This is a genomic window from Methylomonas sp. PHL2-19 (assembly GCF_059331595.1).
Map to the genome: position 1 here is coordinate 3,542,775 of NZ_CP196839.1, position 12,770 is coordinate 3,555,544.

Annotated in this window: 9 protein-coding genes; all 9 read right to left on the bottom strand. The window is 53.0% G+C overall.

Going from position 1 to position 12,770, the window contains the following annotated elements; genetic code table 11:
• Positions 1 to 11: 11 nt before the first annotated feature.
• Positions 12 to 2,519, bottom strand: a complete 2,508-nt coding sequence (locus tag ACR02O_RS16400) for a PEP/pyruvate-binding domain-containing protein (protein ID WP_494522024.1) — start codon at positions 2,517 to 2,519, stop codon at positions 12 to 14.
• The gene (locus tag ACR02O_RS16405; protein ID WP_319961307.1) at positions 2,503 to 3,372 is read right to left on the bottom strand and encodes a phosphatase PAP2 family protein; all 870 of its coding nucleotides are present in this window, start codon (positions 3,370 to 3,372) and stop codon (positions 2,503 to 2,505) included. Before ACR02O_RS16405 ends, ACR02O_RS16400 begins: the two co-directional genes overlap by 17 nt.
• Complete coding sequence (locus ACR02O_RS16410; RefSeq protein ID WP_319961308.1) at positions 3,365 to 4,561, bottom strand: 1-acyl-sn-glycerol-3-phosphate acyltransferase; 1,197 nt, start codon at positions 4,559 to 4,561, stop codon at positions 3,365 to 3,367. Before ACR02O_RS16410 ends, ACR02O_RS16405 begins: the two co-directional genes overlap by 8 nt.
• Positions 4,562 to 4,686: 125 nt before the next feature.
• Positions 4,687 to 5,505, bottom strand: a complete 819-nt coding sequence (locus ACR02O_RS16415; RefSeq protein ID WP_494522025.1) for a formylglycine-generating enzyme family protein — start codon at positions 5,503 to 5,505, stop codon at positions 4,687 to 4,689.
• 118 nt (positions 5,506 to 5,623) lie between these two features.
• Positions 5,624 to 8,590 (bottom strand): formylglycine-generating enzyme family protein, encoded by a 2,967-nt coding sequence (locus ACR02O_RS16420; RefSeq protein ID WP_494522026.1) that lies wholly within the window; start codon positions 8,588 to 8,590, stop codon positions 5,624 to 5,626.
• Positions 8,590 to 9,576 (bottom strand): AAA family ATPase, encoded by a 987-nt coding sequence (locus tag ACR02O_RS16425; RefSeq protein WP_415878474.1) that lies wholly within the window; start codon positions 9,574 to 9,576, stop codon positions 8,590 to 8,592. The genes ACR02O_RS16420 and ACR02O_RS16425 overlap by 1 nt, the downstream gene beginning before the upstream one ends.
• Positions 9,573 to 11,024, bottom strand: a complete 1,452-nt coding sequence (locus ACR02O_RS16430; RefSeq protein WP_494522027.1) for a trypsin-like serine peptidase — start codon at positions 11,022 to 11,024, stop codon at positions 9,573 to 9,575. Before ACR02O_RS16430 ends, ACR02O_RS16425 begins: the two co-directional genes overlap by 4 nt.
• Positions 11,025 to 11,049: 25 nt before the next feature.
• On the bottom strand, positions 11,050 to 11,385 hold the full coding sequence (locus tag ACR02O_RS16435; protein WP_494522028.1) for a trypco2 family protein: 336 nt from the start codon (positions 11,383 to 11,385) through the stop codon (positions 11,050 to 11,052).
• A gap of 175 nt (positions 11,386 to 11,560) precedes the next feature.
• A complete protein-coding gene (locus ACR02O_RS16440) occupies positions 11,561 to 12,319 on the bottom strand; it encodes a class I SAM-dependent methyltransferase (RefSeq protein ID WP_033158048.1) in 759 nt (252 codons plus the stop codon).
• Positions 12,320 to 12,770: the final 451 nt, after the last annotated feature.

Genomic DNA, 12,770 nt, shown 5'->3' on the forward strand with positions numbered 1-12,770 from the left:
GAAGATTTGCGTCAATCTAGCCTTACTCGGCCCGCAATACCATCGACTGTCACTTTGTCGCCGTTCGTCAATGCATCCAGCACACCTCTGACGCTCATTACCGCAGGTAAACCCACTTCCCTTGCAGTCACTGCACCATGCGACAAAGGTCCGCCGCTTTCGGTGATCACGGCCGCCGCCTTATAAAATAAAGGCGTCCAGGCCGGGTTGGTGGTACGAGCCACCAATACCGCGTTGGCGGGAAAATCGGCGAAATCGTCCTGCGACAACACCTTAAATACCACGCCGCTGGCAACGCCGGGGCTACCGGGCAAACCAACAAAGTCCCCGTCTTTAGCGGAATAGGCTTGTGACTTACCCAACTCCCATTCAGGTGAATGCTGCCTATGGTTTTGATAAGCCTGTTTTTCCCGGACTATGCTATCCGTCAAACAATGCCACGACTCGGCGTCGTTAACGCGGATTGTTTCCGAGAGCTGTTCGGCTCTGGCAAAGAATACATCCATCACTTCCGTAACTATGCCTCTGGCCTGCAAGGCTACACCCAAGGCCCGCAAACCCTTGCGGAACGGCAATGTCAATCGTGTCGTCTGATAATGTTCTATGTCGTCCAATGCGGTATAAACCCGCGCCAAGCGCAATAGCTCCTGAACAGGAAACCGCAAATCCTCCGGCAACCCGCCGATCAATTGCCGCTCGGTTTCCAACATCCGGATTTTCAGAATACGTTCTTTTTCGGCAGGATCTTCCAGGGTCGAGTCCAACATCATTTTCAGATTTTCAATCACCAGCCATGGCGCTTCCAACCAGGTCGGATGATAGGGATCGAACTCCACTTCCCGATGCCCATGATCCTGTAAAAAACGCTGGAAAGCGGCTGCAATATCTGCTTCCTGTATGAATCCACCGGAAGCCAGAAATTGCTGGCCCGTTTGGGTGCGCAACGCCTGAACAAGTTTGGGGCATTCGGCTATCCGCCGTGCCAGCCGGTAAAGTTCCTTATTGACGAAACCTGTTTTGGTTTCGCAGTACGCCAGCAAGCTATCAAAGGTCGCCGGCGCATCCGCTTCGCCAACCGCCGCCCCAACGATGCTGTACACCAGTTTGTAAAGGGTGCGCTGAGTAATGGAAATGGCAATATTAGGCAGGAAATATTCCGCACCTAGCTGTTTCACCCGCAGTACAAAATCCCACAACTCGGGAATCGAGCGTCCTGTCAGCGGCTCGGCCATTAATTCGCCAAGTCCCAGTAAATAGCGATCCAAATCGCGCGACCACGCCATCGGTAATTCCTGCACCCAGGCATAGCGTTTGCGCAGTGTCGGTAAAGCAGACAGCAGTTCGGCAACTGAACGCACGTTTAAGGAATTTGCAGTGCCTTCGGCATAAACTTCGACGGCATTCTGATTGCCGTATACATAATTATCGAACAAGGCGAACCACTTGCCGTGAAACGGCGGCAAGCCCATCAATTCGAAAGAATGCGACAGCGATTGGTGAAAACCCTCCTCCACCAAGTCCCAAGCCAGCGGCGTAATCACCGAGGGAAATCGCTCGGCGGATTCGTCACGGGTCCAGCGCGGCGGGATACGGGTAATCGGCCGTGCTTGCAACAGCCATAATTGTTCACCTTCAAAACCCCACTCTATGTCCTGCGGATAACCGTAAAACTTTTCGACGCGCCGTATCAAATCGGATAGCTCAGCCAACTCCGGTTCGCTGAGACAAGGTAAATTAGCTTGATCATCTGACAAGTTCTCGCTGCGCGTACCGGTGCGGTCGGCGACGATGCATGAGGATTTATGCGCCAACACCGCCTCCAACACTCGCCCGGACGACTTCTCCAGCAACCAATGATCAACCTGATGCTCACCACCCACCACCGATTCACCCAAGCCATAATTGGCATCGACCGACTGTTGTGCTGGATCGCCGGTAACCGGATTGATGCAAAACCCCACGCCGGCGACCCGATTGAAGGCCATTTTTTGCACCACCACCGCCATCGCAGTGTTCGATAAGCCGATACCGGCCTGCAAGCGGTAAGCAATGGCGCGGGCACTCCACAGCGACACCCAGCAATCCCGGATGCGCGAAACAATGTCGTCGATGCCGATGCAATTCAGATACGTTTCGTGCTGCCCGGCGAATGCTGCGCCGCCCAAGTCCTCGGCAGTGGCGGAACTACGCACGGAGAACGCCGTATCACCTGGAAACTTAGCTAACATCGCCGCAATTGCCTGCTTCAGGCTTTCTGGCACCGGTAGCTGGGTCAACTGCTCGCATATACTTGTGCACGCCTGTTCCAAGGCCAGGGGTTCGTCTATAGGCAAATCCCGAAGCAAATCCGGCAATGCATCGTATTGCTCAATGAACGAGTAGTAACTCTCCGGCGGCAACACAAAGCCTGGTGGTACCGCAAACCCAGCCTGCGTCAAGCGGGCAAGGTTGGCGCCCTTACCGCCGGATATGGCGGAATCCAGAGCAGACGGATGATGAAAATCAAACAGCGTTGGCATAGGTATCCTTCTTGCTGGGGTTAATGGCAGGGTGATCGGCATGACGGCGAGCTTCGTACAAACCAAAGCCGGCCAACGCCAAGCCGCTGAGGACATCGACAAAATAGTGATAACGCAAATAAAGAGTAGCGATCCATAAACCCAATATCGGCAACAACAAAACCCAGAACTCGAGGCGATGATGCCGTCCGGCAAATCCCAGTATATAAAGCGTCACAGCCACATGTAGACTCGGCCAGACATCGACTTTATTACTGCCTTGCTCAACCATCGCTTGATTAAATGCCGTGACCGCGCCGCCGCTCAATTTGACGTTGAACAACTCCGGATAAGCCAGCCAAGGCCCGGCAGCCGGCACCAGCAGATAACCGAGAAAACCCAAGCCGTATACCGCGAATAGGCCGGTGTAAAATTCGCCGAGCAACTCCCGGCGCCGGAAAAAATAACGCAGTAGGCTGACCAGCAATAATGGCATCAATAACAAGTAGCAAGCGCTCATTAGTTCGGTGAGCGGTGGGCTAATCCATCGTTCCAACCATACCGACGGCGTTTCGCCTATCAATAACCTATCCAATGCCATTAACTGGGCATCGAAGCGTACGCTCCGGACAGCGGGGACCGCTCCGGCCATGGCTTGATATGACACATTCATACCCACGGCCAGACTGACACAAATGGCAGCCAATAGTCCCCAACTGTGTTGTCTGGAATATCTGCGCGCCAACCCCGCCATGCCGGCCAACATCGGACAAAACAATAGACTCCAAACCGTCAGGTGCGCGATTTCCATGGCTGAAACAGCGCCCAGATAGATACTGAAATAGCGTAAGGGGGGGTCGAGAAGTTTATTCATGCGCTTTACGCTCCGCCAAATTCCGATAGGCTGTTACCAATACCGCCCTCATCTCAGGATGAAAAACCGCGTTACCGAGTGCTACCGTCAATTTACGGAATCGGTACCAAGCCAATAGGCCAACGGTACTGATCGCGCCGTAAAGAACAAACCAACTTGGTCCGGCACATACAAACAAACCCACGCAAACGGTCACGACCCAAAATAATCCTACCGGCAATCCGATTACCATGCGCCAAAAGGCAATGACATTCGGCTCGTCCGGCAAAAGCTGACTAGCGATATGCCCGGCAGCCAGTACCGGGAAATTCAATATGCTGAAACAAACGATGACAGGCGCCAGCAGTAACCAATTCACTAAATCCCGCTGCCACAAGCGGAGCGGCATTAAAGGTAGGCCTTGATGAAGAAAAAGACCTTTATCCTTGGCCACTGCCTCCAACGCCCGTAGCGACTCGGATAAACCAGGCGCAATCTGGCCCTCGAGTTTTTTTAAGTGTTCAGCGTAAGAAAGATCGGTACTTAAAATGCTGGCATAAGCCAATTTTTCTGCCATTTGCTGAGCTTCGCTATTAACAAAATTAGCCCCAACGGCCTCCAGGCCATCAGTAATCGACTGGTGTATCGCTATCTCGTCGGCGTTTTGCGGCATTATGTGTGCGCCTATTAACACCTCAACACGGCTTTGCCAGTGAGTAGGGTCTTCGTAGTGAACAGCCAAGGGCTGGATAATGGGCCTGATGCCAGCAGCCATGGCTTGGGCTACGATACGCGCGGCACCACGATTGAACGGTAAATGTCGGCAACCGAGCGAACTGGTGCCTTCCGGCATGATGAACAGTTGTCCACCCACTTTCAGTAAGTCTATGCATTCTGCCAGGGCCTTGCCGTTATTGGCCTTAATGCCGCGTGCCTTATCCTTGGCACGGGCTACCGCAATACCACGAAACAAAAATCTGCCCAGCGGTAAACGCTGCAGCTGCGCCGATACCATCGGCATCGCCAAAGGAACGGCAAGCGAATAGGGTGCGGCATCGAGTGCGCCATTGCGGTGAGTGGCTACAAACACGACAGGGCCGACTAACGTTAGCCGCTCTTTGCCGACGACTCTTATTCGACTGAATGCCAGATAGCCAATACAGCGCCATACGCCGTGGTGAAGCAAACCCGCAATATTTAGACTCGTCATACTAACGCCCTTCCTTGTCAGGCAATATTCGTAGCACGAAATATAGCTGGAGAATCCGGTTAAGGTATGTCGCTTAGCGGACGCATTGCGGTAAGCCGTATTTGTCAGAACTTTTAAAATTGAAGCTAGCCATCAACCAGCAAACGAAATCCAAAGAACTCGCTGCGTTGGGATTTATCGAAGTGGTATCGGTAGGCGGAACGGGCGAAGGTCGCATCGGCATCCCAGGAGCCGCCGCGAGCAATTCGTTCGGTGGGCGATTCCGAGGCAAACGGTGAATCAACGTCGCTATCAACGTCCATCTGTTCTCGCCAAGCATCCCGGCACCACTCCCAAACATTGCCGTGCATCTCGTAAAGCCCCCAGGCATTCGCGGGCAAACTCTTTACCGGCACGGGTTTACCGCGAAATTCGCACTTCGGCGCGTTTGCATAGGGGTAGTCGCCGTTAAAATTCGCTTGCTGCGAATCAATCGTCTCACCAAAATTGAACGGCGTATCGCTACCGCTACGACAGGCGTATTCCCATTCCGCTTCGCTAGGTAGCCGGCCTTGAAAACCAGGGATAGCCTCGTTTAACTGCGCAATAAACGCTTGGGCATTGTCCCAACTCACCCGATGCACGGGAAAGTCGGGATGTTCCTGATGGCGGCTGGGATTATCACCCGGATGAACTTGCAGCCACAGCGCTTGAGTCAGAGCACTTTCGGCCAACCAAAAACCGGATTCGAAGTCCACCCGCTGCCGGTATTCGTAGTCGTAGCGTCCTGTTTCAGTCTCCGGGGAACCCATCAAAAATGTCCCCGGCTCAATCCAGCGAAACACTTGCCTGACATTGTTGAATATTAAAGTCTGCCATAAGCCATAACCATCCTCGCCCCATTCGCTGGCCCAAGCCAGGGGGAACATCGGTGGCGACAAGTGATTGCGGTGGGGTGAGCTCATAATTTACAGGCAGATAAACATCAACGGCAAAATTCGCGTTTAGTCTTTGGCAAAAGATACTTCATCATTTTTGACTTTCGGTCAGCTTACGCCAATATTCAGGCATCGTCGCCGTGAATTAGGCCGGCGGTTGCTCCGCGACGCTGCTGTCCGGGCCGGACGCCGTCCATACCTTTGCCTGTTTTACGGCTCCTCCTACCGGTCCTGACATGAGTTCGGCATAACCCAAAGCAAGACGGAACCCGACATCACCTTCTCGTGTATCGGACCCAGAGAGATAACGATCGCTAGAGCGCACGTCTCTGCCCACGTCGTTCCACGAGCCACCTCGCAGCACACGGAGCCTAATATCGACACCTTCTTCAATCAAGGGATCAACCACCGCTTCCTTGCCAAGGGATTTTTGCCAGACATCCTCGCACCATTCCCAGACGTTACCATGCATCTCATACAAGCCCCACGGATTGGCAGAGAACGATCTTACCGGCACAGTTTTGTATCTGCTCAAACCTTTTTTGCCACCAGCATACGGACTATTGCCATCATAGTTAACCTGTTCCGGCGTAATATTGCCCCCGAATGAAAACGGTGTGCAGGTGCCAGCCCGGCATGCCCATTCCCATTCTGCTTCCGCGGGCAGCCGAGCTGTGAGGCCAGGAATCAGCCGATTCAATTTTTCGATGAAGCGATGGGCATCATCCCAACTGACTCGCTCTACCGGATTTTCCAGGCTGTCTTTGAAATAACTGGGGTTGTCGCCGCCCATCACCGTCAGCCAGAAGGCTTGAGTGACAGCGCTGTCGGCCAGCCAGAAGCCCTGAGTTAGGGTCACGGCATGTTGGGTTTCGTATTCGTATCGTTCCGGCTCATCCTCCGGCGAACCCATTGCAAAACTACCAGGCTCTATCCATCGGAAGCGCTGGGTGACCTGGTTGACGGTGAGGTCGGCGTAGAGACCATATTGGTCTACCCCAACAGGCCAGGATCTAGGATTTTCCGGCTCCCATCTCACTTGGGTAAGCAGCGTCCTTCTATCTTCCTGATTTAACAGGATAGTATTGATAAACCGCTCGCCCCATTTTTCCGGCAAGGGTTCCGCCTCGGTAAACCGTTTTAACTCGATGTAAGGGTTGAAACCCTCCCCTGCTTGTAACCAAAAGCGATAATCTTTGCCCGCAAAGCGTAAATTAGCCGAGAGTCCTTCTGAATTGCGGACGATACTGTCAGCCCAACTGGGCTTTGTGAATGCTGCAAACGTCAGGCTCGCCAATCCGGTATCAAAATCCAGGGTCTGCCCATCCAACTGACCGACGATGCACGACTCACCACGGACCGGCAAGCGAAGCAATTGTTTATCCACTCGCATCCGGCCATTTTCTACCCAACTTCTGCACAGCATGATACTGTCGTGGATTGCGTCGAATTCGGCCAATTTCGCGCCACCTATCTCTACGGGCCTGGTGTCGGCATACGCGATACTCAAGGCTTCACCAACTTGCCAGATGCCATAGCGAGCTAATTCGGAGCGTTCACGAATCAGCTCATGCACGATGGCGGCATCATATTCCGCAGGCAACGGAGCGCCAGCCCGCAGTTGCTCGCGATACGCCAAACCGTAAAGCGCACTGGTATAGCGGTCATTATTCAAACGAATCGCCTCACCGCTTAACCGGTTTAAATGCCGCCGGGCAAATTGCGTCATGCCGCTGTCGGAATGCGCACCCTGCAGAGTTTTGGCGAAGCGTTGCATAAAAGCCTCCGCCTGCTGGACATCGGCCAATTGTTCGAGCGGGAAAGCCACCAAGGGCAAGGCGTTGATGACTTCCTCCGCCCAAATCGCCGGAAACTGGCCGATATGCTGGCGTTTGAGCAAACTCAAGACTTGATATTGCAAGCCGGCGTCCAGCTGTTTAAATTCGGCTTGATACTCGGCCCGTTTTTCCGGGCGCATGCTGATGGCGGTATAACCCCATTGCATATCGGCATGCTGATACACCGCCGCTTCGATGCCGCTATCGGCTTGTTCAGCGGGTAAACAGCGTAGCAAGGCGCGCAGCAACTCAGGTTCGACGTGTACGGCAATGGATAATAATGCCAAGACCTTGCGGACATGTTCAGCGTGGGCCTTGATATCCGGATCGATCTTTTCCGGTTTGAGCTTGCCGTGTTTGTTCCACAACACTTGGCGGATGGTTTTTAGGCGCTCGGGCTGTTGCTGGGCCGCCGATACGGGCGCCAGCACGACCGGCGTGGTGTTTTTACGGCTTAGTTGCCGGAAAAAACTGTCCCACCGCGTGCGTATGGGGCTGTGTTGTTCAGCCAATTGCCCCAGGTCGCTGACGATGAACACCACACTTTGCGCGGTGAGCGCTTGCCACTGCTTAAGCCGTTGCTGTTGATCAAACCAATCCCAATATTCGCCTAGCGGGTCATTGTCAATGACGCGAATTTCCAGGCCGTTCAACCCATACTGACGGACGATACTTTCACACAAACGATGGGCGTCCAACCAGAACGGCAGCAAGCGTTTGTTCAGATCGAGGACGACATAAACCCGCCCGGCCGGCACAACACGTGGCTTGCGCGGCAGATGATACAAGGTTTGCAGGCGGGCGATACGTTTGACCAACTGCGGTATATCCAGTCGCTGCCCCAAGCTATGGCTTATGGATTGCCGCAAAAAATCGCGCATACGGGCTTCGGGGACGATGGCTTGGTGCGGCAGCGGTTCTCCGCCGGCAAAGGGCTGCAAATCGGCGCCGGAGAGCGGCTCAACGCCTTGAAGCGCGGGCGGCAGGCTGTCACCGAGCTGTTGCGGATCGGCATAATGCTCCTGAGATGCGAGGGCGTAGAATAATGCTTGCGGGCGTTTCAGCACTAATTTAGCCGGCGTAGGAACAGGGTCTGGGTCGATTTCGGGTGGCTCCGGAGGGGAAACTTTAAAATCAATTTCATGGCTTATCGTGACTGGCGCACACCATTCGTAACCCAATATCGTAGCGCTCAGGCATTTTTCGTCATGGGTTTGACAGCGCTGCAGCCAGCGCAGTAAGTCGCCGCGACTGGTCTGAGTATGAATCGACATTACAACGCTTTGCGCAACACAAAGTGCTGGATCTCAGCCAGCAAACATTGCTGATAGGCATCCCGTTCTTGGCCTTGCAGCGAGGAATCGGTCATTTCATCCAGCGCCGCCAATAAATCCAGATACTCCGCCAAACCGGCCTTGATGGTGCCGTGGCGCTCAGCCTCCTGCCGGTCGGCGATTAGTTGTTGTAGCGCCGGGCGTTTGATGGCTTCGCTGCACTGGTTATCATTGAAATGCACCTTGGCGCGCTCCAAAAACCAGGTTTCAAGGTTTTTATCATCCACCGCCAAATGCAGCACCAGACAGCGGCGAATAAACGCCGCCGGCAATTCACGTTCGTCGTTGCTGGTAATGATGATTAGCGGCGGCGCAGCTTGTTTGTCTGCCGTCTGCAGTGTCTTGCCGATGGTTTCTCCCAACAGCGGTACGTCAAAACCGCCGTTACCCAGCACTTCCAGCAGCGCGTTGGGCAATGAAGGCTCGGCTTTGTCGATTTCGTCGATGAGCAAAACAATGCCGTTGTCCAGTTCCCCGTCGTCGGAAATCTGCGGACGGTAGACTTTATGACGGCAGACATCGTTGTAATGCCGAGCCGCACTATCCCAGCCAAAGGTCCACCACAGCACACCGGGATTGAGATAATGCTTGGGGTTGAGTTTGTCATCGTCTTTGATACCAGCATGGGCGTCGTTGAGGCGTGCGACCGGATCGTAACGCCAGAGCAAATCCTGGCCTTCGGTGTTGATGTTGACGACTTCGGCAATGAATTTGCGCTTGAGCTTGGCAGCAGCTGCCCGCGCCAGATAGCTCTTGCCCAACCCTGGATCACCTTTTACCAACAGGGGGCGGCGGGTCGCCAAGGCCATTTCCAGGGCATAAGCGCTGGCTTTATCCAGAAAATAACGGCCTTGCCGCCAGGAACCACAGTCCGCGTAATCGATAACGCTATCGGCTTGAAAATGTTTGAGGGTGGTTGCTGTCATGTGCTTGGTTGGCTGGTTTCGAGTATGTTGAAGAGCTCTGTGATTTTGGCACTCAGCTTGGCTTCTTTTTCCGCTGCGGCTTCGCCATAGTGGACGATGGGTAAATCCGGGAGGCAGTCCGCGGCATTTAAAGCCTGGCAATTGGCTGCATCAAGCAAAGGGTTGTTAGTCAAATTGGCATCCCGCCGATTTAATTCCAGGCGATGCAGTTGGTTTAAGGAGCGATTTTGCCGCTGTTTAATCGTGGAATTCAAAGCCTCAAGCTCAAAGGCGTCCAGCGGCTCGGGCGGCGGCGCTTTGTGAATTGCCTTGTAAATGGTTTCGGTGGCGTCTTTTGTGAATTCTGCCTGGCTCCAACCGGTTTCGCGGGTAAACACGTCCGCATTGATCGTATGCCTGCCATGCACTTTGCCGTCATGTCTGACAAACTCGGGATTGGTATCGTAAAGCGCCGCCAGCGACAATTCAGCCGCCATCGCGGTGCGCACCGGCAAGTTAATTAATGCCTGCTTGATTGCTTGGCATTCCGGGGCCATCAAGCCCGCAAACAAAAAAAATAACTGCCTGAGATTCCGGCGCATCGACTCGCCGGAATCTTGTTTGAACGCATCGGCACCGGCGCACAGCAACAGATCTAAAACCGCCAAGTCATCCTGCTTAAAGGCTTCCAGCAATTTTTCTGTTAATTTTTGATTGGTAATATTCGCCACATTCAAATTTAATTGACCGGCGATTTGCTTGAACAGAGCGTCCTGCGTGGTCATTTTTGACAAGACATCGCTAATTTGTCGTTTCTGCTCGGCAACGAATTTTTGATGTTTTTGAATCTGGCCTTGTATACCCGTTATTTCTTGGAATTGTGGATCGTTTCGAATTAACCAGGGTATGGAAATAGCAGTGAAACATTCATCACGCTTTTGCGGCGTCGCGGTGATAATCGCAAATAGTTGCGGCCCGTGAAATACCGGCGCCCCCGATAATCCGCACCAACCGGCTTTCTCCAAAGCATCACTTTTGCAGGAAATGGTGAGTTTAGGCGTGGCGACATTCGGTGGAAAGAACTCCCCCATCACCGGTATTTTTTCGCGCAATCCCGATTCAGCTTCCTTGCCGATAGCCGGATAGCCATAACCACTCCACTGTTCATGGCTTTTTGGATCGCGTGACGCCAATAGGTCTGAGGAAAGCGACATGTTTGGCGGGGTTTGACACCTGAGAATGGCCATGTCGTGTTCATCGCTGACCCAAACAAATTCGGTGACATTCGTATCGACATGGTTTGAATCGGGCCATTCAATCGCAATAGGCACCGCCTTATCACGCTTATCAAAAACAACGACGTGGCGTGCCGTCAACACCAACCCCTCAGCGATGGGATAACCTGTGCCAATAGCGCGCTTGCCACCCTTTTTCGTCGGCAGAATCTTTGCAATCAGCTTGGTATCCATAGTTAATCCCCGCTAAGTGCCTCGGTTATTCATCACCTGACAACAATAGTTTGCTGGGCTCACCCGTATGCGGGTCCGGGTTCTTCACATCCACCGGTTGTAAATTAAATTTGATCTTATGCGTAGCTGCATGTTTATAACTGGCAGAGGCCTCTGCATCGATGCCGCCCAACACCCAGAAATTAAATTTACCGCCAGCTTTTCCACCCACCGATTTTTCGACCACCATTTGCAATTCCACTTCTACGCTATTGACGTTAAAGCGAATGGTTTCCGCTTCGCCATGAGCGGAAGCAGTCACCAAACTTTGTCTCAGCTCTTGAATCACTTCCGCTAAATTCAGCTTGTCATTCTCGTTCATAGCCGCTCCCTTCGTCATTTATTTAAAGTGTTGGGCGTAACCGACTGTGTTTTACCAATTCGTTATCGGGCGCCTTTCTAAGCACTCTGAATTGTCTTTGAACTCAATCTCCCCAATAGTTATCTTTCCCGTGCTCCAGCGATGCGCAGCGCCGGAACAATGCCCGATAAAATAATTAAGCCAATTTCGGCTTTATCGCGGTCATCAACATGTCCACGCCTTCACGATAAGGCGAATGCACATCGCTGAATCCGAGAGATTGCAGGGTGGATATGACGGCTGGCACATGCATGATGTGGTCCGGTGATTCGTCGCTCAGCAAATGTACCACCCAGTCTTCCAAAAGATCGTAACGCTGCAGCTCCCCAAAGGTCTTGAACCAATGGCGAATGTCGGCTTGCGTGGAAGCCAAATGCCGCGCGGGATCATCGATAGCGAAGCGGTCGCCGTTTGCGAACAATCCACCCGGTTTAAGCACGCGCCAGATTTCGGCAAAGACTTGATCCCGATAGTCATTCAGAAAATTATGAATAGCATAATTCGAGGCCACAACCTCAACGCTGGCGTCCGGTTGCTGCTGTAAAAAGGCTAGCGCATCGCTCTCGATGAATTCGACACGACCGTTGTCGACATACTCCGCCAAATTCGCGCGCGCCTGGGTAAGCATTGCCGCTGAGGCATCGAAAGCGCGCAGATGCAGGTCCTCGCGCTGAGTAAGCAAGGACAGCGTGCTCAGTCCTGTGCCGCAGCCGATCTCAAGCCCCTGTATGCTATTGCCGGGATGCCATGCGGCGACTGTCTCGCCGAGCTTTTGCGTCAGCACCACGACATTGGGACACATCATACCGAGAAAATCGTACTCTTCACCGATACGGCCGGTAAACGGATTCTGTGCGGTTAAAGAAGGCATCACGGCATTTTCATTCAAATTCATAAATAGCGTCCCGGTTTGTTTAATAAATACGCGCTGGTGCTTGATTACAGCGGGCAGGAAGGAGGGTGTGGATTTCGTATTTTTGCTCGGAAATTATAATCAGATAAACGCGCTACGGATACCGAGCCACCCACTTCCCCACACGCTGGCATCCTTCGCGTTATCTTCTAGCCGTTAACCTCGATAAATCGCAGTCAACACGCCAAGTTTCAGGATACACGCCTTGTTTCACATAACGATGAAAACGCGCATGGGGGGGCCAATCTTTAAGCGTCCTAACCCAGCCATGCGTGACCGGATTTCGATGAATGTGGCGGACATGCTGCCGCTAATTCGATACAGCGTTATTGTCATATAAACCCGGCAATATTTTGTTATGATCTGACCCATGTAGTCTGCTCTCTGCCTAGAATACTGGCTTGCCCTTAAATTCCCGGCATTCTTCGTTGCC